Genomic DNA, 24,964 nt, shown 5'->3' on the forward strand with positions numbered 1-24,964 from the left:
AATTATTAAAAAGAGTATAATTTTACTAGCTTGTTTACAGCTTATTTAATGTAGGTTGGAAATGTGATATAATATTGTTATAGAAGATGTAGATTGTAAATTGGCTAGATGGGAATGCAAATCTGTCATCGGAGTTTTTATCTAATTAGTATTTCTGTTATTCTTTTCCACTCCATACCACTTAATGATGAATTGGAAGGCTTCAATCCATCCCAATCAGAATTTGTCAAACTATTTACCCTATTTCTCAAACTCTTATATGAATACTCATTTAAATTTTTATCCAAAATATTTTGGAGAGAAAACGATAATACTCTTGGAGCACCAATCATTCTAAAAGCTAACGCTTCTTCATTGTCAACTCCAAAATATACCAATGAAGGTATATGTGAATCCTTAATATCTTCATTCCCTCTTACAATACCTTCTAATGCACTTAAACCCCAAGAAGCTTTAAAACGAATGTCATTCATTTTTTTTACAAATTCCGTCATTCTTCTTTCAGTCTCGTTTTCATCCTTGCCTTGAGAATTATAAGCTGGATGCAAATCGGATATATTTCCAAGTTTTTGACCTTTTACCCAATCAATAATGATTTTTGCATAAAGTTCTGCGTTAAATGGATTATTACTAGATTCTATCCCCAATTTTGTTTCTCGTAATGCTGCTATTACTCTTATTTTTTCAGCAAGATTATCGGGTTTCTGGTTATTGAATAATTGTTCTTTAGACCAAGAACTTAAATCATTAATATGAGGATTTTGAGACGCTGCCGTCATTACTCTTAAAACCGAAGGAACGGAGAATCCTGTCTTGTCTGCAAAAGTTAATGCACCTCCTTGACTTTGATATTTTGATTGAATGTGTAAATATATCGACTTACATATTGAGATGAATTTCTCCTTTTTCTCTGGCGTATCTAATAAATAATATTCTAACGAGTCTTTGAACAAATCCTCTATTTCTGAAACAAAGTATTCATTTTCACCAACAGTGAGTAAATGCACAAAATATTGAATTAATGGAGAAAGGGAGTCTGAATAATCCCTGAATAAATCTTTTAAACCATCAACTTCTTTCAACTTCTGTTCAATTTTATCAGCATTTTCAAAAAGTTCAGCCAAAACACTTGTTAGCTCATTGGCACTTTTGTTTATTAAACTTTTTGCACTATTTATGTTTACAACACTATTAAAAGGAAGAATAATTTTCCCATAATTATCAACTAAAGTCCTTCCTGCCCTACCTGCAATATTCCAAAAATCATTTGAATCAAGCTTTCTGTCTCTTCCTTTTCTATAATCATCGAAAAATACAGTGGAAACAGGAAAGTTTACTCCTTCTGCTATTGTAGTAGTTGCACAAACAAATTTTATTTGCTTTTCTCTAATTAAATGCTCAACTAATAATTTTGTTTCGTCTGACATTCCTGAATGATGTGTAACAATACCCTTTTCAATGACCCTTGATAAGGTCGTTTGTCTTCCTACTTCATCTTCAATAAACTTTTTGACAAGTTTGACATCATCATTTGCGTTATATTGATTTACTTTATCATAAATAAATTTAGCTCTGGTATTAGCAGTTCCTTTTCCGTAGCACAGAACCAAAAGTGTTTTCTCTTTTTCTGAAAAATGCTTAATCGAAAACTCAAGTATTTTGTCTTTTGTACCTGTACTTTCTAGGATATAAGGATTTTCAATAATTGTTTTTCCTATTGGCTTTAAAGATTCATAAGGAGAATGAAGTACTTCTAAATGAATTTCATTTTTTGTTAGTGTGGGAGTTATTTTGGTGTCTATTCCCAATAGTAGTTTTTCGGAGGGCTTCCAATCTATAGCAATGGAATTACCACCCCCGAGCCATTCTGTAATTACCGTATCAGCATTTTTTATAAATGGTGATAGCAACATATATTTGGCGTTTGGTCTTTCTCTCCTCAATATGGCTAATAATAATTCCAATTTAGCACCACGTTCTCCATTCTGTATAGTGTGTGCTTCGTCAAGAATAAACATAGAAACATCATCTACCGAAGGATGCTTTCTTCTAATTAATAAATCAAGCTTTTCAGGTGTAGAAACAAGAACATCTATTCTTTCATCTCCATTTAAAAATGAATCTTCCGTTGGGTCTATTTCTATTGCTGAAGAAGTTTTCTCAATTACAAAATCAATTGGCTCCAAATCTGACTTTAATTCAAAGTAAACTTGGTTTACCAATGCCCTTGAAGGTACTATATAGACAATTTTTGCATCTGCTCTTAATGCTTTGGTTACAATTATATTAAATTCAGCTAAAAGAGTTTTTCCAGCACTTGTAGGCATCTGTAAAACAGTAACATTAGCAGCAACATCAAGCAGATTTCTTTCAGTCAAAGCTTCTCTCTGAGAAGGTAACAGCTCTAATACTCCTAATTTCGCTTTTTGTTCACACAGTTTTCTTACTTTGTCACCTAATTTTGTGTTAGTCCAAATGGCGTTTTTATACAATGTGTTCAAACCAAATTCGAAAAGCTGAAATATACTTTTTAACCTTGGTTCACTATTGACTAATTTCTTTGCTATATCCAAATGTTGTCTGATAACCGCATCTAATCGCTCTTTATAATCATATCCTTTCTTCAGATAGGAAGCGGTTTCAACAACTGCTTTCGATATATGATATAAGGATAGTAATATATATGCTTCTTTGACTTCATTTGCTGTAGAAAACTGTTTTAAGTAAGTTTCTTCATAAAGTTGTTGTTCTTTCTTTAAGGTCTCGATTACAGCTAAAGCTCTTTCAATATCTGAGAAACCATTTTGTTTACGCACTAACAAAATATAGGCTTCAAATGTCTTATTGAGTAGTTTATATTTCCAATTTGAATTTTCCTCTGTAACTGGATTGTACTCTTTCAAATCTACCCTGATACTTATTTGTTTATCCGCTTTTAATGCAACATTTGCCAAATAGAAGTAATAGAGTGTTTTAGAATCAACACCCTCTATTCCAAATACTTCTTCGAATAAAGACGTGCCTTCATCAGAATTTATGTTGATAGATTTTAAAAGTTTGTAAGCAATGGCTTTTTCAAATCCGTTTTCAGTTTCAGAAAAAATGGTGTTAATTAAAAAGAAAGAGAGCCGTAAAACTTCCCCATCATTTAATTCAGATGTATGTGGGAGTTTGAGTTGACCCAATATGTATCTCTTTTCACTTTCACTGAGAAGTGAAATGATAGATTCTCTTTGCAATATGGTATTGATAATATTGCTCATATTAATTGGCTATCAACTCTTGTACCTTTGAGTAAAATAAATTAACGGTATCTTTTATTGTTTTGTCACTGAAAGAAAGAATTGAGAAATGAACCTTCCCTGGCTCAAAGTCACTCTGATTCGTTTTCATTTTTCCAAAATCAGAACTTTCATTAACGCAAGTGTGGTCTCTGACTAATGTACAACCATAAGTTATACTGAAATTATCAGTCAATTGATGTTCAATGCTGATTATTGCAAAGCCTAGGATTTCAGCATCTTTACCACCCAACCTACGCCAATAGTCTGATAATCTTTGAATAACTATAGGAGTTTTATTTTTGTGGTTAAGCTGGGTATTATATATTGAGTCTTTTGTTGTATCTACAACAGGAGGAGGAGACTTTTTATCAGAAGATACTTTTGCTTCGCCTAATAAAATTTCAACTTGTGAATCTCCAATTTTTCTATAACCTATTGCATCAAGGCCCCTGCCTGGTAATTCTGCCCGCTCTCTGAATGTGATGTTTTTAAGCGGAATAACAAACCGCTCACCGTCAGGAAGTTTTTCCTCGAAATAATAAGTCATTAACAACTCTCCCAAATCACTTCGATAAATATCATTTAGCACTTTTGGCTCTAACCCTTGTTCTCTTTTTTTATCTATAGGAATCGTGTTTTTTGTAATTATTTGTTTCAATGCATCAGTACCAAATCCAAGATTTTTAAATAACACCTGCTCTTCGATGCTGCTGATATTAAATTGCGTTTGAGAACGTTGTTTCAAATACATTTCAGCAAACTTTTTGATAAAAGAATCAATGACTGGTATATCTATTTTTTCGTGTTTGTGCATAAATTTATATCCGTTACAAAACTACATTTATTTTCCAACATGTTAGTTCGACATATAAAGTACATTTGATATTATTCTCTAAAAATTTAATTGGTCAAATGACTATTTTATATCTTTCTCTTTGGTCATTTTTTGTTGGAATTGTCGTCTTTAGTGTGAAGAACAACATTTATTTAATCCTAATCTCCCCCGCAAATTAAAAAATATTCCTCCATCTTCCTCAGGGTTTTTCCTTGTTTTTTGAAGTATTTTTCCCTTTGAGTTGCGGTATTTTTCCGAGAAGGGTTAGGGGGTTTTTCCCAAAGGTAATGCGGCAAACGGCATAGGCTATGAGACTAAACAGGAGCAGGGTGGTAAAAAAGAGGAGCACTGCCCCTACCAATTCAAGTTCCGGGCTGTGGGCCATGAGGGTGGTGATCCCCAAGGCATTTGCTAGTGGTGTCGTTCCCCACAAGGCCACTATAACGGCGAGCGACCAATGTACCGCCGTAAGGCCATACATCATGAAGGGAGTACTTAAGTAACGATGGTAGGCATACAATACATGTTGGGTCATCACCCGCGCCAACACCGCGAGCAACAACAACACCCCCAGACCTAGGCTAAGGAGGAATCGTATATCAAACTGTGTGGTCGTGTGCATAACGTAAAGAATAGTGGAATAATTAGACTAAAATTCTACCAACTCTGACGGCGGCCTTGCTTTTTTTCCTTGCCCAATTGGTCCAACTTGTAGGTGAGCGAAAACATCACGTAACGGCGCAATACCACATTTTCTTCATCGCGAATCGCTGTGGCTGTAATGGTGCGGGTAGCGTTTTGGTTTTGGTTCAAGAGGTCATATACCTTCACTTTGGCGGTAAAACGCTTTTGGTAAAAACTGTAGGCCAAACTCGTATTCCACAAATAAAAATCCTTGCGAAAACCGTCGGCGATATTGGAGTTGTACGTATACCCAAAATCGTTGCCAAAGACCCAGTTGGTGGGCCAAAACCAAGTCGTTTGTAAGTTCACGCGGTGCAAATAATTGGTGGCCGCATTGACCACATAATTGGTGTACTCCGTAATGTTTCGGGTAAATTGATACGAAGGATTGAGGATTAGTTTTTCGCCGTATTCATACGTAAAATTCACCCGTGGGTTTAAGGTCACCGTACGGGCTTCAAAAGCGTTGCCGTCGGTAATCCCTTTGCTGAGTCCGAAATTCATCGCCCAACGCAATTCGTAGCGAAATTTGTGAGCCTCTTTTTTATAGGTTTTGTTCCAATACACTCCCGTCCAACTGTTGTATGTCCCCGAGACATTGGTGTAGGTCGTGGTTCGCTTTCGGTTTGCATCAAATGTAGTCGCCGAAACAATCTGGGTGTCGTAAACATTACCGCCTGCATAAAATCCGTAGCCCGAACGCGAGGCATAATCAAAATCCCGAAACGATACGTAGATGTAATGGCGTCGGGAAGCGTCCAAATTCGGATTCCCAATCGTGGTATTCAACGGGTTGGCCAAATCCTCAACGGGCAACACCTGACTCCCCCGCGGAAGTTCGTTGTCATACGAATACGTTCCCCAAATATTTCGCGATTTGGACAGGCGCAAATTCAAGGTCGCTTCTACAAAGGGTACAAAAAATTGACGGCGGGTGGGAGTCGTCACGCCCAAATAATCCATAGCCGCATGCAGGGAACTCCACTGCGGGCCAAGATTGAAAGACGCGTTCCATACCGATTTTTCTAAAACCAAACCTGTCGTAGGACGAATGACTTGTTGCTTGGAGCGCATGGCGTTGGAGAGCAACGGATTGGCTTGCGTAAAATCATTGGTTATTGGATCAAACTCTTGGGAGTCGCGGCCGTTTTTTTCATTGGTAAACTCATGATAGACATTGTTCACCCACCGCAGGGAATCTTTTACGGGCTCGTAAAACTTCAAGTCGTACGAAAACTGATTCACCCGATTGTAACTTGAATTGCGCTGGTTTCGCAAATCGTCGGGTTGGCTATTTTGGTAAAAAAGGGTTTGCGAGTCCACCAGGTTTAAGCCCTCCTCTTGTTGGTGTTCTTGGTAAAATACGAGGGCTACATTGCGGCCTTTTCGACGAAATGATTTGGTGAAAGTAGTGGTATTTTCAAATGAAGTTGCGTTATTTTCAGTGATAGAGGTCGAATTACTTTCGTTGAGCAATTGCGCCAAAGCATCCCGTGATTCTTGCCGAGACACGTTGGTACTTTGCCCCAAGGAACGGCTCCATTTGGGTTCCATAACCACTGTAAAAGTCGAATCGATGGCCCATTCGATATCACCTGAGACGTTGTGCGCGGTGGCTCCATTTTTATAAGACGCTTCCGAGGCGGTTTCGTAATTGCCCGAAGGTAAAAAATTGATTTGTCGCGTACGGTTGTTGTTTCGGGTATTGGCCTCACTAAAAAAGTAACTTAGCGCAAGGGGACTGTCTTTGCGCCATTCGTCGGCATAGTTGACGCCCGCCAAATGGGATTGCGTGATGCCCGTATTGCCTCCAAAACGACGGCGGTTGACAAAAAACGAACCGTTGTCACCGACCCAAATATTGGAATTGCGGCCGCCGCCCATATTATCAAAAATCTCGTCCATAGAAAAACCGGTCGCATTGATGTTGTTGGACGAAGCCAAAACGCTTACTTTACGGTTGTTGTTGAAATAATTGATAAGTCCACTGCTTTCATAGCGGTTACTCGAACCCGCTCCGGCCATGACTTTTCCGAACCAGCCTTTGTTTTTCTTTTCGTCGATAGTGAGATTTATACTGGCGTTGTTGGAGGCGGCAATGGCCCCTGTTTTTTCCTCTTGTTTGGTTTTGGTGTCGGTGACTTGTACTTTGTTAATCATCGAGGAAGGCAGGTTTTGCAGGGCAATCTTCCCATCGCGGTCAAAAAAGGGTTTCCCATTGACAAGGATTTGATTGACCTCTTTCCCGTTGACGGTAATTTTTCCTTCGGCATCGATTTCTACACCCGGCAGTTGCTTAAGTAAAGCTTCCACATTGGCATCGGGTCGGACTTTGAAGGAGGCGGCATTAAATTCGAGCGTATCTTTTTTTATCCGAATGGGCGGTGTTTCATTTTTAATCACCACTTCGTCGAGGGTTTGCGCCGCGGGTTGGAGTCCGATAATCCCCAAATCTTGTGTGGTGGTCAAATTTTTTAAGGTCACTTTATGGTCTTGATAGGCTACAAAGGAAATTTTCAAAATAACGGGAGTATTGCTTTTTTTCAGGGCAAAATCAAAGGATCCATTTTTTTGACTGATGGTGTATTCGATTACGGTAGAATCTTTGGGGTTGGTCAAATAAACGGTCGCCGATTCGATGGGAACACGTGAGTCTTGGTCGACAATAGTTCCTTTGAGGTGAATGGTTTTTTGGGCTGTTGCGGTAACAAAACAAAAAATAAAGAGCGGGATAAACCAAATTTTAGGCATAGAGCGGGTATAAAATACTAAAACGCGAATATCCTATTTTATTGTGAATACGGCACTGTAAATACCCATTTTAACACCATAAAAAAACCCGGAGCGGATCCGGGTTTTCTATCGTTTAGAAAAATTATTTCAATACTTTAAGCGATTCCGTGGCATAGGCATTGGTAGGATCCAAGGCTAAGGTTTTATTTAACAACTCTTTGGCTTTGGCTTTGTCGCTGTTGGCGAAGTAAGAAGCCATATTGTTGTAGGCTTCGGTCACTTTGGCTTTATTTTTAGTGATTTCCTCGGGCCCTTTTGCTGTTAAAGCATCCACGTATTTTTGGTACGACTCTGTCATAACATCGTCTTTGGTCATCACACTATTGATGCGCGCTTTATACAAATAGGCTTCGGGATATTCGGGTTTGGCGGCAATCACATTGTCCATTGCTTTATCGGCATTGGTCAAGGCGGGCAGATCAATCGATTTGACATCTTTTCCGCGGTTTACCGTGTGGACGCACAATCCATAATAGATGTTGTCTTCAAAGATATTTTTGGAAGTGGTGTTCAAAATAGCCGCTTCAAAAACACCGGCGGCTACACCGTACAACTTTTGTCCAAAGTAGGCTTTCCCAATTTCATTCAAGCCATTGGCCAAATTCATATCCATTTCTACTGCCTTTTTCAAATTTGTAACCCCTTGTGCTAATAAAGCAGCGTCTACCGTTTTTCCATCGGCTGCAATAGACTTTTTCACTTGCGCTAAGCCCAAGAAATAGTAATCGCCACCGATAATTTTATTGGCTTTACCCAAGAATTCCGTCAAGGCATTAATGGCTTCATCGGTGTTGCCGTTTTCGTAGGCGGCATACCCAAGGTAACGAAGAATACGCGGATTTACTTTATCCATTTTTTTCATTTCCAAGGCTTCTTTTTCCAATTCTTTGTATTCTTTAGCCAAGATCAAAAAATCGGCATGACGCATACGAGAAGACAATGAATAATCGGTAAGACTCATGTATTTTTCGTAGTTGGACAATGCTTTCGCAATATTTTCTTTGTACGTAGCGGGTTTGTTGCTCGCCCATAAATAATAGGTTTCTGCCAACTCGCGGTATACGGGACCATAACTTGGATCCAAACTCACTACTTCATCGTAGGCTTTCACGGCTTCGACATAGGCTTTGGCACCTTTGAGAAGCACACCCAACTGCATTTTGGCACGGATTAAATTTTTGTCCGTATTGAAAGCATCACGATACGCTGAATAGGCATCGTTTTGATTTTTTAATCCATAATAGGCATCCCCCATCGCCAGTTTCACATAGGGATCATTGGGATTGGCCAATTTTGCTTTTTCCAATACGGCTAGAGCGGCTTGATAATCGGGTTTATCGGCATTCATATAGGCTTGCGCTACATAAATATATTCTTCGACTTCTTTTTTGCGCATGCCTTGGGTCGCCAAATCAAATTTGGCTTTGGCAGCTGCAGCATTTCCAGCTTCAAGATCCAACTGTCCTAAACCGATATTATTAAACTTCCCTCCCTCAGCGGCGGTTAATCCTTTGTCAAACGTAATTTTGGCCGAGTCTTCCACACTTTGCTTGAGGTAAACGTTCCCCAATAAAAAGGCAGCCTTACCGTCGGCAGGTTTGGTTTTTATGATGGACTTTAAAATCGATTTTGCCTTATCATATTGTTCAGCATCAATGGCTTTCTTGGCCTGATCTAAGTCCTGCGCTTGTGTGGCGGCAGTGGCAGCGAGAAAGGCTACGCTGAAAAATTTAATCGTGCTCATTGTTCTTTGTATTTAAATTTTTGTTTTTTCAATTTGTTTTCGGGTTACAATCTTACGACCGGGTTCCCGTATGGGGGCAATGCCTGATTTTAATACGATGCGTTGCCCTTTGTCGCCGGCAATGAAAGAGGCAAATCCGATACCGAGTCCTTCATACCCTTGACAGTTGATGATGTACAAAACACGTGCCAAAGGATAAGCGTTAGTCCCCAAGGCTTCTTGGGTGGGATACGCAATTTTCCCGTTAGCTTGTTGCACTCCTAGTATTTTTACTTTTTCAACCCAAGGTTTTAAGGTAGCATTGGGTTCAAAAAGCCAATTACTTCCCACCAATCCAATCATACCCTCATGTTCGGCTACGTATTGAATCACCGCTTGTGTATTTTTTTGCGAATATACGCCTTCCGAAGGCAATTGTGTAATTCCGGCTTTTTCCATCATATAGCGAACCGTTCCCGAATTGGGGTTGTCAAAAACGAGGCCTTTCAGCGCTTTGTTCTTGCCTTGTAAAAATCCAATAAGAGTCTCTAAATTCACTATCGTATCTTGCGTATTGGCGGCTCCAATTAAGGCGACACCATCGAGCGCAAACGGAGTGGTTCTCGGGACAATGCGTTGCGCTTTGAGAAATTGGGTTTCGTTGGTATTTAGTTTTCGGGAGAGAATGGCTATGCCTGATTTGGCTTCCGATAACTTCTTGATGACCGAAACTTCAGAAGATGGCTCAAGGGTTAGTGTCGCCTCATAAGTTGTTTGAAACACCAACTGTTGGTCTTCTACAATAGGCAACAACGATTCATCAACCCAAATTGTGGCTGTGCCGCAAAGGATAGAATCTTTTTGTTCTTCGGAGGTGTTGGGCTTACAAGAAATGAAAAACCCCAACGTTCCAAAAAACGCCAACATCAAATACGGTAGGATTGCGTAAATTCTTTTCATGACTCTTCCGTCGATTCGGACGAATTAAAAAAGCGCAGAAAACGAAAGAAGGCATATACGATGAGAAGCCCTCCAAACATCAAGCGGTAGTTGTCGTCCATGTTTAAGGGAATCTTTTTCCAAAAGATGATCATTAACCCTAATGTTAAATAAATCAAAAAAAACAAGATTCCCATAAATAGAAGAAATCGCTCTTTAAGCGATTTCTTCTTGTATTGCATTACCCATTTCGTAAGCATGCTTATTCTTCTGGGGTTTCGATTTTAATTGGAATTTGGTACGAACAACGAACGCGTTTTCCGTTTTGTTCCGCAGGAGTCCATTTTGGACTCTTACGCAACACACGCTCGGCTTCTTTTCCTGTTCCGTAACCGATATCGCGTAATACCTTGATGTCGGTAAGTGAACCGTCTTTCTCCACGACAAAAGAAACAAACACTTGTCCTTTTAAGCCGGGTTCATCGGGCGCTTGGTAATTGTTTTTGATGAAGTTGTAAAACTTCGCAATACCTCCTGGAAATTCAGGTTTTACTTCAATCCCTGCTGAGTTGTAGATGTTGTTGTCTTCTTCTACTACTTGTTGCTGCACAGGGCCAGTACCAGGATCTTCTAAAGTAGGAACTGCGTTTGGATCTCCTTCGATATTCTGTTTTCCAATATTCTTGTCTTTGATATCTTCAATTTTTACGATCTCCTCTACAATTTCCTCTGTAGGTGCAACCTCGGGCTTCACAAACTTCACCTGGTCTACTTTCGGTGGTGGCGGTGGTGGTGGTGGTAATTCTTCCTTTGGTTTTTCCTCTTTCGGGGGCAGTTTCGCCATGGTAATTTTAGTATCGATGGTTGCCGAATCGTCTTCAGTTACTGAACTAATAAATTCAGCAATTTTGGGCGTCGCTACCGCAATCGAAAAAATTACCGCTCCGATAATAAAGGCCTTTATGTTGGTATTCCCGTCTTTGACACGTAAATCGTAAGCACCATAACTCTTGTTACGTCCTTCGAAAACGATATCCAACCATTGTCTTTTTAATAAGTCAAGTTTCATACGTTATACTTTTGTACTACAAGAGTGGTTATTTTTTATTCAATTTATCGGCCAACGCTTTTTCTCCATCAGAAAAATCGTTTACAATTGCATAGGTAGGTACCGAGCAAATTGCCATTTCATCCAAGATATCAACCAAGTTGCGGTAGGTAGACTCTTTGGTTGGTTTAATAATCACAATCAACCCTTTGTCTTTGTTCCCTGTAACTTGTGGCACTGATTCCACACGTTTTAGGATTTCCTTACGGATACCTTCGCGTCCGTGTGTGGTTCGCGTTGGCTTACCTCCTGCTTCAGGCTTTTCTAGTAGCCCGTGAAACCATTCAATTTTGTTGTCATCGCCCAAAATGATGGTCATGGTACGACGTTGATCAACTTTAATCTTGGATTCTGGTTCATCAGTATCGTTCTTATCAGGCAATCCCAAATCCATCGCCTGTGGTTTTGACAAGGTGGTCGTCAACATAAAGAAGGTAATCAAAAGGAACGCCAAGTCCACCATAGCCGTTAAGTCTACTTTGGAGTTTTGTTTTTTACTGCGTACCTTACCGCTCCCTTTTTTGCCGCCACCGTCGTTGGTATTTAATTCAGCCATTTCTTATGTATTGGGATTAATAATTTTTACCACGGAGACCCGTAACCAGATTAAAACTGTTTACCGTTTGTTTCTGAAGCTCGTCCATCACTTGTTTAATGCGTGGATATTGCTCTTCTGCATCGCCTTTGATTGCAAAATTCAACTGCTCTTTTTGCACTTCGATGTTTGCTTGGCGTGACGTATAAATCCAGTCTCTCAACTGATTATTCTCATTGTTCTTGATCGTATCGTGTGGAATGCCGGGTTGTACCCCTTGCTTATTCCGATCTGATCCTTTCATAGCGATCAATTGTTTCAATCCTTCGATTGGAACGCCAAATTCATCAATCAAGCTGAATTCTTGAATTTCGTTCTCTGTGAATTGAATACCATATTTAGCGCCCATTAACTCGAGGGTTTTTTTGCGAACTTCTTTCCCTTTGATTCCGTAGAACACTTTGTCTTTTCCACCAATGGTAATGATGGCTAAGTTTTCTTCGGGTAACTTGGATTGTACCGTTGAATTGGGTGTTTCTACTTGAAGCGGTTCCGGGTTTTTAGCGGTAGCCGTAAGGATAAAGAATGTAAGCAAAAGGAACGCCACGTCACACATCGCCGTCATATCAATCGACGCTGCTTTTTTGGACATTTTTACTTTTGCCATAATATACTCTTTTACTTTATTATAGGTTACCCTAAATTATTTCAAGCTTCCTTTCATTTTACGGTACTGGTTTACAATAGCGGTACCCGCCTCATCGATAGAGTAGGTTAAGGTATCAATTTTTGATGTAAACAAGTTGTACGTTACAATAGAAAGTGCCGAAGTAGAAATCCCTGTTGCCGTATTGATCAATGCTTCAGAGATACCGTTTGCCAACATCGCTTGGTCAGGAGTACCTGCTGTTGCTAAAGCCGCGAACGCTTTGATCATCCCTGTTACTGTTCCCAAAAGACCGGCTAAGGTTCCTAACGATACTAACGTAGATAAGATGGTCATGTTTTTTTCCAACATTGGCATCTCCAAAGAGGTAGCTTCTTCAATTTCTTTGTGGATCATCTCAGCAGCTTCTTCGCTAGAGAATCCTTCTTTTTTCACGTCTTGGTACTTCACCAATGCCGCGCGAATGGCGTTAGCCACAGACCCTTGTTGTTTGTCACAAGCGGCGATAGCATCATCAATATTTCCTTGAGCAATGCTCGATTGAACTGTACGCAAATATGCGTCTAAGTTTCCTTTTCCAGCTGCTTTTGTGATCACGAAGTAACGCTCAAAAGAGAATACAATCACCATCAACAACAATCCCATCAATACGGGTACGATAGGCCCCCCTTTGTAAACCATTGCTAAGTAGTTTCCGGGTAGTGGATGCCCTTCATTGGTTCCCCCTTCGAAGTTAGATCCCGCACCCATGATGAACTGCCATACAATCCATCCGACGAAAATACATAATACAATTACAATTGCGGAGAAATAGTTACCTCCATTTGACCCTTTAGCGTTTTTTGCGTTTGCCATTTTTTTAAAAATTTTTAGTTTTTAATAATTTATAAGCTATTAGTTGTAAATAAACTTGAATTGGAGCAAATTTAATTTTTTACTTCAAAAAAAAAAACTTTTTTGGGCTTTTATAACATTCTACCAAATCGAGACAAAGAACCCTATAAACTTAAATAAATAGAGGATTTTGCTAAGGATTTGACAATAATTAGATTAAATTTATTATTCGTAACATTCGCTTAACATTGTAAAAACGATGAATTACTACCCTTTAGTATTTAAAAGAGGGAGAAAATGGAATAAAGGTTGGAAATAATGCGAAAAATTCATGGATTTGCTTCTTTTCATGCATAAAAAAAAGGGTAACTTCGCCTAATACTAAATTATTTGCACTATGCCTTCAAAATCAGCTTTTTTAGAATCGACCCAAAAGGGCTATACCTTTTCAGGGGCTCAATTAGTTCTTGGCGCCGCGCAATGGGAAGGAACCGTCTTCTCCGACGCTAAAGTGGGGCTGCCGTTAAAAACGATGAATCGTCACGGACTTATCGCCGGAGCTACGGGCACAGGAAAAACTAAAACGATTCAAGTTTTATCCGAGCAATTATCGGCCTTGGGAGTTCCCGTCGTGATGATGGATATTAAAGGAGATTTTTCGGGCATTGCGCAACCGGGTACCGAAGCACCCTTTATAGCAGAGCGGCATGCCAAAATTGGAATCCCTTACACTCCTAACGCCTTCCCTGTAGAATTGATGACCTTATCAGCACAGGATGGGGTGCGGTTGCGGGCCACGATTTCGGAGTTTGGCCCTGTGTTATTCTCGCGGATTCTGGAACTCAATGCTACGCAAGAAGGCGTAATGTCGGTACTCTTCAAATATTGTGACGATCGGCAACTGCCTCTTTTGGATTTAAAAGATTTGAAAAAGGTACTCCATTATATTACGGAAGAAGGCAAGGAAGAAATTGCAGCAGACTATGGAAAAATTGCCACCGCGACTACAGGTACGATTTTACGGAAAATAATTGCGCTAGAGCAACAAGGCGGCGATTTATTTTTTGGTGAATTATCGTTTGATATTGAGGACTTTTTACGGGTAGATGAACAAGGGCGCGGCTATGTCAACATTATTCGCTTGACTGATATTCAGGACAAACCCAAGTTGTTTTCGACCTTTATGCTGAGTCTTTTGGCTGAAATCTACCAAAAAATGCCCGAACGCGGCGATAGTGAACAACCGGAATTGGTCGTTTTTATCGATGAGGCCCATTTGATTTTTGACCAAGCGAGTCAGGCATTACTTGACCAGATAGAGACGATTATAAAACTGATTCGATCAAAAGGCATCGGTATTTATTTCATCACCCAAAATCCGATGGACATCCCCAAAGGAGTGTTGGCGCAGTTGGGATTAAAAATTCAACATGCCTTACGTGCTTTTACGGCCAACGACCGCAAGGCGATAAAAGAAACGGCGGCTAATTATCCTGAAAGTGAATTTTACGACACCACTACTTTACTGACCTCTTTAGGAATTGGGGAAGCTTTGGTGACCGCACTCAATGAAAAAGGAATTCCAACACCTCTGGCGGCCACTGTGCTTCGTGCGCCGGAGAGTCGCATGAATATTTTGGAGAATGCCGAAATTATTGCCTTAAATGCACAATCAAAATTGGTCAAGAAATACCAAGAAACCCTAGATCGGGAAAGCGCTTACGAAATCTTAAATCAAAAGATAACCGCTGCCGTAGAAGCGGCTCCTGCTCCTGAACCTGAAACTTCGTCAGGACCTACCTTGGGGGAAACCTTAGGAAAATCGGTTACTAAAGTGGTTACGAGTCCGAGTTTTATACGGGGCGTTTTTGGGGTATTAATGAAACTATTTAAATAAATGCGCGGCGGATTTACCCTTGTTTTATTGGTCTTGTCCAATGTATTTATGACCTTGGCTTGGTACGGGCATTTGAAGTTTAAAGAGCTGAAATGGTTTGAAAACGCCGGGATATTCAGTATCATCCTGCTCAGTTGGGGTTTGGCCTTTTTTGAATACTGCTTTCAAGTTCCCGCCAACAAACTAGGCTATGAAGGCAACGGCGGCCCATTTACATTACTCCAATTAAAAGTAATTCAAGAAGTGATTACCTTGGTCGTTTTTGTATTATTTTCGATGCTGTTTTTCAAAAATGAGCAGTTGCGCTGGAACCATTTTGTAGGCTTTACCTTTTTGATTTTGGCAGTGTATTTTATTTTTAAAAAGTAAGACGAGTGATGAAAAAAACCACGATCCATTTTTCAACCCTGACTTTCGTATTTCTGTTGTGGAGCTCATTACTCTCCTCACTTTGGGGGCAATCCCTTACGAAGCGTGTTTTATTCTTAGGAAATAGTTACACCAACACTAATAATTTACCGGGATTGATTGCAAGTGCGGCACAATCGACCAATGATGTTTTGATTTATGACAGTCATACGCCGGGCGGCTTTCGCTTGTCGGATCACGTGGTAAATGCTACTTCACTAGCAAAAATCGCGCAAGGTACTTGGGATTTTGTGGTGTTACAAGAACAGAGTCAGCTTCCCTCCTTTCCAATCAACCAAGTCAATGCCCTAGTGTTTCCGTATGCAGACGATTTAAACACCTTGATTACCACCCAAAATCCGTGTGCGGAAACCGTATTTTATATGACCTGGGGGCGACAAAACGGCGACAGTCAAAACTGTGCAGCCCACCCACCCGTGTGCACGTATACTGGCATGGACGACTTGTTGCGGGAGCGTTATATGACTATGGCAACAAATGAAGCGGCTATCGTATCGCCTGTGGGAGCGGTGTGGCGTTACCTTCGTACGAATCATCCCAACCTCAATTTGTATAGTGCTGATGGGAGTCATCCTTCCCTGTTGGGATCGTATGCAGCGGCCTGTACATTTTACACTACGCTTTTTCGAAAAGACCCCACGCTGATCGGTTTTGAATCGACCCTTTCGGCAGCCGATGCACAACTCATCAAACAGGTGGTAAAAACGGTTGTGTACAATCAGTTTGCCACTTGGTTTATTGGAACTTATGACCCCGTAGCTGCTTTTACCTTTACCAACCCAACGGGCACGAGTGTTCAATTTTTCAATCAATCAACGGGAGCAACGAGTTACCTCTGGGATTTTGGAGATGGCACGACAGCGACGTCAGCACAACCTTCGCACACCTATACCCAAAATGGAGTTTATACGGTCACGTTGACGGTAACGCATTGCGGCCTCACTTCCGTTATGCAACAAGTCATTAACACCTCGGTATTGCATGTTGCTTCCCCGAATCCCCCAAAAATAACACTCGTAGTGAGTCCGAATCCCGTCACTACCACCTTGTCCCTTCAAAGTAATGCATTAATTGAGCACGTAAAAGTGTATGACGCTTCGGGACGCTTGGTCCAACTATTGAGCGGGAACCTAACTGCTGTCGATTGTTCGTCTTGGGCACCGGGCATGTATTGGCTTTCGGTGGCCACTACGGAAGGAAATTATACCCAAAAAATCATCAAATTATGAAAAAATATCACATTCAAACGGCGCCTTTTGTGGTTCCCACGACCGATGGCAAGTTAATCGAGGAACATCATGGCCGCGTGGCGACGCAAAACGAAGCGATTTCGATTGCCCATATGATTGCGCCGCCGCATTGGAGTGAACCTTTTCAAACGCCTGAATTTGAGGAATACACTTATGTTATTTCAGGAAAAAAACAATTCATTATTGAAGGTGAAACGATTGTTTTAGAAGCAGGTCAATCCATCTGTATTGCCGAAAACACGCGGGTTCAATACTCCAATCCGTTTGAGGAACCCTGCGAATATATTTCGGTATGTCGTCCAGCTTTTGATTTTACGAAAGTGCATCGGGAAGAGTAACGGCGTGTGTTGCGCGAGGGGTGGCAACGGAAATCCTTGGCGGAGGCACGGAGCCAAGATTGCAGTGAACGACCCGACCCCGACAGGAATTTTGTTGAGAAAACAAAATGGGATTCGGGGACGCGCCCAAAAAATTATCCTTTTTGCAATAAGGAAATAATTTTGGCTTCCACTTCGGGGCTATTCCATTTTTGTGCGATGTTGGGGATTTGCATGATTTGCTCCATGATGGCATTTTGGTAATCGCCTATGGCAAGGGCTTCGGCATAAGGCTGCAAGCTAAAAGTGACCCGACTGTACAGCGGCATCCATTTATCGGGATGTTTGTCAGCGAACCATTTTTCGATTTTTTTCTGTAATAAAAACTGAGCATCTGCGGTTTTGGCACTCATTTCCTCAAAGTTTCTTCGAGAGAGTTCGGCGATCGCATCGGCATTGGGTTTTCGGGATTTTTCGTAGGCTCTAAAAATCGCATTCCAATCGTCACCGTACTGCTCGATCATTTGGTTGAGCAGCGTAATATCTTCGAAACCGGCGTTCATCCCGTGACCGTAAAAGGGGACAATGGCGTGGGCTGAGTCGCCAATCAACGCTACTTTATCTTCAAAAGTCCACGGATAACACTTCATAATAGCCAAGTAACTCGTAGGGTTTTTAAAGAAATCGCTTACTAAATCAGGGATTACGGCAGCCGTATCGGGAAAATATTCGGCAAAGAAATTCACCAGCGTCGTTTCGTCTTTTAGCTGTTCGAAGGAGTTTTCGCCCTCAAATGGCATAAAGAGTGTACAAGTGAAACTGCCATCGAGGTTGGCTAACGCCATGAGCATGAAATGACCGCGGGGCCAGATATGTAAGGAATTTTTGTCAATTTTGTGTGTCCCGTCGGGATTGGCGGGAATATGGAGTTCTTTGTAACCGATTTTCATGAACTCTTGGGAGTAATCAAACATACTTTGGCGTTGCATGCGGTGGCGAATACGCGAAAAAGCACCATCGGCACCGAAAACTTTATCGTATTTTAAATCGGTCCAAGCGCCTTTTTCGGTGGGTCCCATGTGCAAGGTTGCTTCGGCTAGGGTCACATCCCAAATACGGTGTTCGAAAAAGAATTCAACGCCTGCTTCTTCGGCCAAATCGATCATTTTTCGGTTGAGCACGCCACGGGATAAAGAGAAAATGGCCTCCCCTTCTTTGCCGTAATATTGGTAGTTTAACTGTCCGTCTTTCAGGTGAATCGCACGCTTGTCTACGGGAATCCCAATACTGCGAATGGCATCGTCCAAACCAATATCTGCCAACGTCTTCCAACCGCGATCGGACATCACTAGGTTGATGGAGCGTCCTGAGAATTCAACCGTACGAATGTCGGCACTACGGTCGAAAACGTGTACAGTATGGCCTTGCTTTTTGAGATAAATCGCTAGGAGTGTCCCGACTAAACCGGAGCCCACCACGGCAATTCGTTGTGGCGTTTGCATGGTATTGGTAAAAATATTAGACAAAAATACTTAATAATATCCGAACGTTACCGTAACAGAAGCGCAAAAATAAAGCAAAACTTAAAATTTGTTTAAACTTTTTAATATTTCGTTAAACAAATTTATCTTTGACAAAAAAAGTAATGAAAGTCTTTACCCCTTCGGACCTTGCCGCCTTATCCAAAGTAGAACGTTTGAACCTTGTCAACAGTTGCACTGGCTATAAATCGGCCAACTTGATTGGTACCCTTTCGCCGGAGGGGCATGAGAATGTAGCGGTTTTTTCGAGCATTACGCATTTGGGAAGTGACCCGGCAATGTTGGGATTTATCGTACGACCTACCTCAGTACCGCGTCATACCTATCAAAATATCAAAGCCACCGGACTGTTTACAGTAAATCATATTACGCTGGCACAAATGGAAGCCGCCCATCAAACCTCGGCTGCTTACGACTATGGGATTTCGGAGTTTGAGATGACGGGATTGACGCCGACGTACCGCGAGGGTATTGCGGTGCCTTTTGTTTCGGGATCGCCTGTACAATTGCTTTGTCGCTATTTGAATGAATACCCGATCCATGAAAACAACACGATCCATGTCATTGCGGCTATTGAAGCTATCTATGTTGAAGATGCTTTAGTCACGCCCGACGGTTGGTTGCAATTGGACCGTGGGGATGTGGTAGCGATCAACGGGTTGGATGGCTATGCACGTCCCAGCCTACAAGACCGGTTTGCTTACGCCCGACCGAAAACGCCCTTAAAATCGCTTCGTCCTCATGCCTCATAAAAAACCCTTTTTACCCCAAAAAATATGTGTGGTTTGCGGACTCCCCTTTTCCTGGCGCAAAAAATGGGAAAAGAATTGGGAGTCCGTTAAATTTTGCAGTGACCGTTGCCGAAAAAATAAAAACACCTTATGAAACATCTCGTTTGGTTTCGCAATGACCTTCGCACCGAAGATCAATATGCGTTGTGGAAAGCCACACAACACGCCGAAAAAGTGATTGGCGTATATTGTTTAGACCCGCGCCATTTTGCGCTAACATCCTATGGATTTCCCAAAACGGGTGCGTATCGCGCTCAATTTTTATGGGACAGTCTTCGCGAATTAAAACGCAATTTGGACGCCTTGAACATTCCGCTTTGGGTATTTTATGGCGAACCCGAGACGGTGATTCCTGAGTTGGCGAAAACCCACGGTATTACTACCCTTTTCACGACTTATGAATGGACCTCGGAGGAACGAAAAGTCAGCGAGGCGCTTAAAGTTCATATGCCCGGGATTGTATTCCACGAACTCCAAGATGGTTTTTTGTTTCATCCCGAAGACATTCCGTATACCTCGGCAAAAGAAGTTCCCGAAATCTTCACCGAGTTTCGTAAGAAATGTGAAAAGCTTTCAAAAATACGTCCGTTGGTCGAACCCAAAACGATGCCAAAGTCGAATTATGAATCAACGCCGGAACTGCCCACTTTGGCTTCCTGTGGAATAACAACACAAAGGCCTGACAAGCGTACGGCATTCCCGTTTCAAGGAGGTGAAAACAACGCTTTGTTGCGTTTGGAGGATTACTTTTACACGACTGAGAATTTATCGCAATACAAACAAACCCGCAACGGATTAATAGGCCCCGATTACAGTTCGAAGTTTTCGCCTTGGCTCGCAAACGGTTGTATTTCGCCCCGAAAAATCTATTGGGAGGTGCAACAGTACGAAGCGGAAGTATGCAAAAATGAAGATACCTATTGGTTGATTTTTGAATTGATTTGGCGTGATTATTTTCGATACATTTCCCAAAAACATGGCAACAAAATCTTTCAATTGAACGGAATCGTCAAACAAAAATACGAGTGGGAACTTAATGCCCGAAAATTTGAAAAGTGGACGCAAGGCAAAACCCCCGAACCTTTTGTGAATGCCAACATGAAAGAATTGGCGGCCACCGGATTCATGAGCAATCGCGGGCGACAAAATGTGGCGAGTTTTTGGGCCAAAGAATGGGAACAAGATTGGCGTGCGGGTGCGGCTTGGTTTGAATCCCTTTTGATTGATTATGACGTGCATTCCAATTATGGTAACTGGTTGTATAATTCGGGCGTAGGCAATGACCCGCGTGACCGGAAGTTTAATATTCGCCGACAAGCGGAAATGTATGACCCGAAAAACGAATACCAAGATTTATGGAATACGTAACCTTACGCTTGATTTTGGGAGACCAATTGAATTTACAGCATTCGTGGTTCACTCAAAAAGACCCCTCCGCAGTGTACTTGATGGCCGAAATGCGTCAAGAAACCGACTATGTAAACCACCATATTCAAAAGGTTACAGGATTCTTTTTGGCGATGCGTGATTTTGCGCAAGAACTCCAAAACCAAGGACATCAGGTGCATTACATACGCATTACGGATGGAATGGCTACCAAAAGTTTGCCTGAGATTCTCCAGCATTGTATAGACACTTACGCCATCCAAAATTTTGAATACCAACTCCCCGATGAATACCGCTTGGACGTACAATTGAAAACGTTTTGCGCCCAATTATCCATTTCGCATCAAGCAGTTGATACCGAGCATTTTTACACGACTCGTGAGGAGCTGGGACAGTTTTTTGCTGGTAAAAAACAATTCTTGATGGAGACTTTTTACCGCATGATGCGGAAGAAACATCAGGTTTTGATGGTAGGGAACGACCCCTTGGGCAACCAATGGAACTTTGATCACGACAACCGTTTGAAATTCAAAAATCAAGTACCTGTGCCTCCTATGGCGGTTTTCCCGAAAGATGTCACAGCACTTCTCAACGAACTTGCGCAAGCCGAAGTGCAAACCTTTGGTGACATTGAACCCAAGTGCTTTGCGTGGCCAATCAATCGAAAAGAAGCTTTAATCCAACTGAACTATTTCTGTGAACACTTGCTGCCGCATTTTGGGGACTACGAAGATGCGATGCATACCGAACAGGCGTTTCTTTTTCATTCGCGCTTATCGTTTGTGATGAATACAAAAATGGTGAGTCCGAAGGAAGTTATCGATCGGGTAGTGCAGCATTTTTATGCCAATCAAGAGACCATTACCCTTTCGCAAGTGGAAGGATTTGTACGGCAAATTATTGGCTGGCGCGAGTACGTGCGCGGAATTTATTGGCACCACATGCCCGACTATGCGCAACGCAACGCCTTGGACAATACCTATCCGTTGCCTGAAATGTATTGGACAGGAAAAACCAAAATGAACTGCATGCAACAGGCGTTGGGGTTGAGTTTGCAAAACGCCTATGCGCATCACATTCAGCGGTTGATGGTCATAGGTAATTTTTCATTACTCACCCAGCGGCATCCCGATGCGGTCGATGCGTGGTATTTGGGCGTCTATATGGATGCGTTGGAATGGGTCGAACTCCCGAATACCCGCAGCATGAGCCAGTATGCAGACGGTGGAATTTTGGCTACCAAACCCTATGTTTCTTCAAGGAGTTATATTCAAAAAATGAGTAATTATTGCACGGGTTGTCACTATGATGTCAAATCCCGTACAGGCGAGCAATCCTGTCCGTTTAACAGTTTGTATTGGAATTTTTTGGATGATAAAAAAGCCTATTTTACCAAGAACCAACGCATGTCCATGATGCTGAATTTGCTGGGGAAAATCCAACCTGAAGAATTGTATGCGATAAAAAAAAGGGCTTCCGAAATTATCGAAAACCCAGACCTATTTTGATATTAGAAATTACAAATTATAAATGTTGAATTAGTGGGCTTTGGGTTTTAATACCAATAACGTTGACGTTTCTTCAATCTCTTTGCGGTTGAGTTTCATTTTTCGGAAATGGCCTTTGACAAATAATTCGGCTTGATCGTTATAATGCGGACTCGAGCGCACTCCTGATTGACCCGTAGGTAGTATACTCACACTATTTTCCACATCGGAGAAATCGATAATACGCCGCGTTGAGGGTCCACCGCCAACGTTGTACTTTCCGTCTTTGGCCAAATAAAACAATAAATTATTGATGACTTCATTTCCTCCGGGTACTTCGTAAGTTCCCACATGAAACAAAGGACGTAAAGCCGCTACTTTACCCAAGGGATGTTGGTGTTCAAGTGTATGGACTTTGCCCCAGCGCCAATTCGTATAGTCTGAGCCTAATTGATTTTCAAGCGCCTTAATCGCTTCATGAAACGAACGGTTCATTATTTGATTTCGGGTTTCTGTAGTGCCTTTGGTTGTCACATCATCCCACCAAGGCGACTTCAGATTAACGCTTTGTCCTGCAATCATTTGCTTGAGAATATGGGTTCCAAGAAATAATGAAAAACGTTCTTCGCCCAACTCATCTTGAAAGGTATTTTTCAAATAACAATACAGCCATTTGTTGTAAATCGTAGGTGCGATGTCATACACGGCATGGGTTCCTTCCCATTGTTGGAGTGTTTCTAACGCACTTTTTTCAGTAGCTGTCAATCCGTTTTTGGGGATACATTTTATCCAGTTTTTGACCAAACCAGGATAAATTACCGACGTATGGTCGTTAATCATGCGTTCCACATCCGTACGGTCCCAATTATTTTTGGTGGCCAGCAACGACTGAATACGTTTTGCACGATCTTGGGGCAAATAATACCCGGGATACAAATAACCGTTGATGGGCTCGGGCTGGTTATTGGCCGAATACACATAGTGCCAATCGGGATTGATGGCATAGGGATTTTCTTCAAAAGGCAAAAAGGTCCGTTGGTCGTCTTTGCCATTGGTTCCATCCAAAATAAAGTTGGGATTTACCCCATCGGGCATGCGATACAATTTCCCCGACGTAATCCAAGCAATATTGTTTTTGGCATCGCCGTACATGACATTCAAACCGGGGGCGTGAACGAGACCTACCTTTTGATAAAAATCATCCAAATTTTTGGCATGACTCAACCCATAGACGGCTTCCAAAATACGATTGGCGTGTTGGGTGTAAATCCACGACATGGTTACTGGTCTTTTGGCATTCAATCCTTTCAACAATCCATTCATCACGGGTCCATGGGCGGTGGATTTGATGGTTAATGCAACATCGGCAGTGTCTTTTACTTTGAGGGTTTTGGTGTGCACCGAATAATTAGCATAGCCCGTTGCGGTTTTGTATTGATGGGCATTTTGCGGATGATTTTCCTCTAGGAAAAAGTCCAAATCATCATTTTCAAACATGGTCAATCCATACGCATAATCGCGGTTATGACCGAGTAACGGAAACGGGGTTCCGGCCAAATAGTAGCCATACATTTCGTATCCTGGACAGGAAATATGGGCTTCGTACCAAGTGCCCGGTTGGGAGAACATAATGTGTGGGTCGTTGGCAAAAATGACTTTTTGGTTCTTGGTTTTTTCGGCACCAATTACCCAGCTGTTACTTCCGATAAAGGGAGGTACAGGCGATTGCTGAAGGAGTTCAGTGATTGATTTTGAAATTACAGCATAATCGTTGGCTTTGCCTTTATACGATTTCAAACGGGTTTTGGCTAAGGCACCGTCCAATCCAAAGTCGGCTAAATAGTGCATGCCCCATTCGTCACGGATTTCCGTCAGTAACGGGTCGGTTTTTTGGGCCATGGCAAAACTGAAGGACATGAAGCCAAAAATGTTGTACATATCTTTGAGGGTAAACGGTGTCTTTTCCACGCCGATTAAATCAAATTCAACGGGTGTTTTTCCTTCCACCATGTATTGATTTACTCCATCGATATAGGCTTGGGCCAACAGGTAGGCTTCTGAATTTTTATCTAAAGCAGCTACGGCTTGGGCTGAATTTTCATCGATTCCAATCCCTGCAAAGAACTTGTCGTTTTCTAAGGCTTTCGCCCCAAACAACTCCGACAGGCGTCCGGGAGCAATACGACGCATCAACTCCATTTGCCACAAGCGATCTTGGGCATGCACGTAGCCGAGCGCCCGTAACGCATCTTTTTGATTTTGGGCATAAATATGAGGCACGCCGTAGTCGTCAAAATAGACTTTGGTTTCGCTTGACAAGCCTACCAGCAATTGTTCGCCTTCGTAACTCGGTTTTTTATACTGAAAATAGCTAAACAAAGTCAACCCTAGTAACCCTGTGATCAACGTGATAACAAGCAGAATTTTCTTAATTATCTTCATAAAATCAATTTTAATTCCAAAA

Annotated in this window: 21 protein-coding genes; 8 read left to right on the forward strand and 13 right to left on the reverse strand. The window is 41.7% G+C overall.

The annotated features are described in order from the left end of the window. Positions 1-137: 137 nt before the first annotated feature. The 11 genes from O9316_RS08490 to O9316_RS08540 form a co-directional block, all read right to left on the reverse strand. Positions 138-3,263 carry a DEAD/DEAH box helicase gene (locus O9316_RS08490; RefSeq protein WP_298203459.1) on the reverse strand — a complete coding sequence of 1,042 codons (3,126 nt, stop codon included), beginning with the start codon at positions 3,261-3,263 and terminating at the stop codon, positions 138-140. Position 3,264: 1 nt separating this feature from the next. Beyond that, a complete protein-coding gene (locus O9316_RS08495; protein ID WP_298203460.1) occupies positions 3,265-4,098 on the reverse strand; it encodes a Hachiman antiphage defense system protein HamA in 834 nt (277 codons plus the stop codon). 220 nt (positions 4,099-4,318) lie between these two features. Further along, a complete protein-coding gene (locus O9316_RS08500) occupies positions 4,319-4,741 on the reverse strand; it encodes a hypothetical protein (protein WP_298203461.1) in 423 nt (140 codons plus the stop codon). Positions 4,742-4,776: 35 nt separating this feature from the next. Then, positions 4,777-7,554: an outer membrane beta-barrel protein gene (locus O9316_RS08505; RefSeq protein ID WP_298203462.1), complete on the reverse strand. Its 2,778-nt coding sequence runs from the start codon at positions 7,552-7,554 to the stop codon at positions 4,777-4,779. Between the two features lie 124 nt (positions 7,555-7,678). Then, positions 7,679-9,340 carry a hypothetical protein gene (locus O9316_RS08510; RefSeq protein WP_298203463.1) on the reverse strand — a complete coding sequence of 554 codons (1,662 nt, stop codon included), beginning with the start codon at positions 9,338-9,340 and terminating at the stop codon, positions 7,679-7,681. Between the two features lie 12 nt (positions 9,341-9,352). After that, a complete protein-coding gene (locus tag O9316_RS08515; protein WP_298203464.1) occupies positions 9,353-10,279 on the reverse strand; it encodes a PstS family phosphate ABC transporter substrate-binding protein in 927 nt (308 codons plus the stop codon). Then, positions 10,276-10,518: a hypothetical protein gene (locus O9316_RS08520; RefSeq protein WP_298203465.1), complete on the reverse strand. Its 243-nt coding sequence runs from the start codon at positions 10,516-10,518 to the stop codon at positions 10,276-10,278. The genes O9316_RS08515 and O9316_RS08520 overlap by 4 nt, the downstream gene beginning before the upstream one ends. A 2-nt stretch (positions 10,519-10,520) precedes the next feature. Continuing rightward, positions 10,521-11,327: an energy transducer TonB gene (locus O9316_RS08525; protein ID WP_298203466.1), complete on the reverse strand. Its 807-nt coding sequence runs from the start codon at positions 11,325-11,327 to the stop codon at positions 10,521-10,523. Between the two features lie 28 nt (positions 11,328-11,355). Beyond that, the gene (locus O9316_RS08530) at positions 11,356-11,922 is read right to left on the reverse strand and encodes a biopolymer transporter ExbD (RefSeq protein ID WP_298203467.1); all 567 of its coding nucleotides are present in this window, start codon (positions 11,920-11,922) and stop codon (positions 11,356-11,358) included. Positions 11,923-11,938: 16 nt separating this feature from the next. Continuing rightward, positions 11,939-12,568 (reverse strand): biopolymer transporter ExbD, encoded by a 630-nt coding sequence (locus tag O9316_RS08535; RefSeq protein WP_298203468.1) that lies wholly within the window; start codon positions 12,566-12,568, stop codon positions 11,939-11,941. A 36-nt stretch (positions 12,569-12,604) separates the two neighbouring features. Continuing rightward, positions 12,605-13,423 carry a MotA/TolQ/ExbB proton channel family protein gene (locus tag O9316_RS08540; RefSeq protein ID WP_298203469.1) on the reverse strand — a complete coding sequence of 273 codons (819 nt, stop codon included), beginning with the start codon at positions 13,421-13,423 and terminating at the stop codon, positions 12,605-12,607. A 376-nt stretch (positions 13,424-13,799) separates the two neighbouring features. Between O9316_RS08540 and O9316_RS08545 the strand changes: the two genes are divergently transcribed. From O9316_RS08545 to O9316_RS08560, 4 genes are read left to right on the forward strand one after another with little or no spacing between them, the layout of a single operon-like run. Continuing rightward, on the forward strand, positions 13,800-15,299 hold the full coding sequence (locus tag O9316_RS08545) for a helicase HerA-like domain-containing protein (protein WP_298203470.1): 1,500 nt from the start codon (positions 13,800-13,802) through the stop codon (positions 15,297-15,299). Continuing rightward, positions 15,300-15,668, forward strand: coding sequence for a DMT family protein (locus tag O9316_RS08550; protein ID WP_298203471.1), 369 nt, complete (start codon positions 15,300-15,302; stop codon positions 15,666-15,668). A gap of 8 nt (positions 15,669-15,676) precedes the next feature. Beyond that, complete coding sequence (locus O9316_RS08555) at positions 15,677-16,957, forward strand: PKD domain-containing protein (RefSeq protein WP_298203472.1); 1,281 nt, start codon at positions 15,677-15,679, stop codon at positions 16,955-16,957. Then, positions 16,954-17,316: a cupin domain-containing protein gene (locus O9316_RS08560; protein ID WP_298203473.1), complete on the forward strand. Its 363-nt coding sequence runs from the start codon at positions 16,954-16,956 to the stop codon at positions 17,314-17,316. Before O9316_RS08555 ends, O9316_RS08560 begins: the two co-directional genes overlap by 4 nt. A 134-nt stretch (positions 17,317-17,450) precedes the next feature. Here O9316_RS08560 and O9316_RS08565 read toward each other — a convergent pair whose 3' ends face one another. Beyond that, positions 17,451-18,797, reverse strand: coding sequence for an NAD(P)/FAD-dependent oxidoreductase (locus O9316_RS08565; protein WP_298203474.1), 1,347 nt, complete (start codon positions 18,795-18,797; stop codon positions 17,451-17,453). Positions 18,798-18,925: 128 nt separating this feature from the next. Here O9316_RS08565 and O9316_RS08570 point away from each other — a divergent pair, with 128 nt between their 5' ends. Genes O9316_RS08570 through O9316_RS08585 form a run of 4 tightly spaced genes read left to right on the forward strand, consistent with a single transcriptional unit; the run spans position 18,926 to position 22,521 of the window. Next, positions 18,926-19,588 (forward strand): flavin reductase, encoded by a 663-nt coding sequence (locus O9316_RS08570; protein ID WP_366941532.1) that lies wholly within the window; start codon positions 18,926-18,928, stop codon positions 19,586-19,588. Beyond that, positions 19,578-19,721 (forward strand): DUF2256 domain-containing protein, encoded by a 144-nt coding sequence (locus tag O9316_RS08575; protein WP_073361459.1) that lies wholly within the window; start codon positions 19,578-19,580, stop codon positions 19,719-19,721. The genes O9316_RS08570 and O9316_RS08575 overlap by 11 nt, the downstream gene beginning before the upstream one ends. After that, positions 19,718-20,995, forward strand: a complete 1,278-nt coding sequence (locus O9316_RS08580; RefSeq protein ID WP_298203475.1) for a DASH family cryptochrome — start codon at positions 19,718-19,720, stop codon at positions 20,993-20,995. The genes O9316_RS08575 and O9316_RS08580 overlap by 4 nt, the downstream gene beginning before the upstream one ends. Beyond that, positions 20,983-22,521, forward strand: a complete 1,539-nt coding sequence (locus O9316_RS08585; RefSeq protein WP_298203476.1) for a cryptochrome/photolyase family protein — start codon at positions 20,983-20,985, stop codon at positions 22,519-22,521. The genes O9316_RS08580 and O9316_RS08585 overlap by 13 nt, the downstream gene beginning before the upstream one ends. A gap of 30 nt (positions 22,522-22,551) precedes the next feature. Here O9316_RS08585 and O9316_RS08590 read toward each other — a convergent pair whose 3' ends face one another. After that, complete coding sequence (locus O9316_RS08590) at positions 22,552-24,942, reverse strand: penicillin acylase family protein (protein ID WP_298203477.1); 2,391 nt, start codon at positions 24,940-24,942, stop codon at positions 22,552-22,554. Positions 24,943-24,964 lie beyond the last annotated feature (22 nt).

The organism is Flavobacterium sp. (genome assembly GCF_027533505.1).
In the GTDB taxonomy this organism is placed as follows: domain Bacteria; phylum Bacteroidota; class Bacteroidia; order Flavobacteriales; family Flavobacteriaceae; genus Flavobacterium.

Excerpts from the sequence above, each read along its gene's own strand:
- O9316_RS08490 (WP_298203459.1), bottom strand. The coding sequence starts at position 3,263 with ATGAGCAATATTATCAATACCATATTGCAAAGAGAATCTATCATTTCA.
- O9316_RS08495 (WP_298203460.1), bottom strand. The coding sequence starts at position 4,098 with ATGCACAAACACGAAAAAATAGATATACCAGTCATTGATTCTTTTATC.
- O9316_RS08500 (WP_298203461.1), bottom strand. The coding sequence starts at position 4,741 with ATGCACACGACCACACAGTTTGATATACGATTCCTCCTTAGCCTAGGT.
- O9316_RS08505 (WP_298203462.1), bottom strand. The coding sequence starts at position 7,554 with ATGCCTAAAATTTGGTTTATCCCGCTCTTTATTTTTTGTTTTGTTACC.
- O9316_RS08510 (WP_298203463.1), bottom strand. The coding sequence starts at position 9,340 with ATGAGCACGATTAAATTTTTCAGCGTAGCCTTTCTCGCTGCCACTGCC.
- O9316_RS08515 (WP_298203464.1), bottom strand. The coding sequence starts at position 10,279 with ATGAAAAGAATTTACGCAATCCTACCGTATTTGATGTTGGCGTTTTTT.
- O9316_RS08520 (WP_298203465.1), bottom strand. The coding sequence starts at position 10,518 with ATGCTTACGAAATGGGTAATGCAATACAAGAAGAAATCGCTTAAAGAG.
- O9316_RS08525 (WP_298203466.1), bottom strand. The coding sequence starts at position 11,327 with ATGAAACTTGACTTATTAAAAAGACAATGGTTGGATATCGTTTTCGAA.
- O9316_RS08530 (WP_298203467.1), bottom strand. The coding sequence starts at position 11,922 with ATGGCTGAATTAAATACCAACGACGGTGGCGGCAAAAAAGGGAGCGGT.
- O9316_RS08535 (WP_298203468.1), bottom strand. The coding sequence starts at position 12,568 with ATGGCAAAAGTAAAAATGTCCAAAAAAGCAGCGTCGATTGATATGACG.
- O9316_RS08540 (WP_298203469.1), bottom strand. The coding sequence starts at position 13,423 with ATGGCAAACGCAAAAAACGCTAAAGGGTCAAATGGAGGTAACTATTTC.
- O9316_RS08545 (WP_298203470.1), top strand. The coding sequence starts at position 13,800 with ATGCCTTCAAAATCAGCTTTTTTAGAATCGACCCAAAAGGGCTATACC.
- O9316_RS08550 (WP_298203471.1), top strand. The coding sequence starts at position 15,300 with ATGCGCGGCGGATTTACCCTTGTTTTATTGGTCTTGTCCAATGTATTT.
- O9316_RS08555 (WP_298203472.1), top strand. The coding sequence starts at position 15,677 with ATGAAAAAAACCACGATCCATTTTTCAACCCTGACTTTCGTATTTCTG.
- O9316_RS08560 (WP_298203473.1), top strand. The coding sequence starts at position 16,954 with ATGAAAAAATATCACATTCAAACGGCGCCTTTTGTGGTTCCCACGACC.
- O9316_RS08565 (WP_298203474.1), bottom strand. The coding sequence starts at position 18,797 with ATGCAAACGCCACAACGAATTGCCGTGGTGGGCTCCGGTTTAGTCGGG.
- O9316_RS08575 (WP_073361459.1), top strand. The coding sequence starts at position 19,578 with ATGCCTCATAAAAAACCCTTTTTACCCCAAAAAATATGTGTGGTTTGC.
- O9316_RS08580 (WP_298203475.1), top strand. The coding sequence starts at position 19,718 with ATGAAACATCTCGTTTGGTTTCGCAATGACCTTCGCACCGAAGATCAA.
- O9316_RS08585 (WP_298203476.1), top strand. The coding sequence starts at position 20,983 with ATGGAATACGTAACCTTACGCTTGATTTTGGGAGACCAATTGAATTTA.
- O9316_RS08590 (WP_298203477.1), bottom strand. The coding sequence starts at position 24,942 with ATGAAGATAATTAAGAAAATTCTGCTTGTTATCACGTTGATCACAGGG.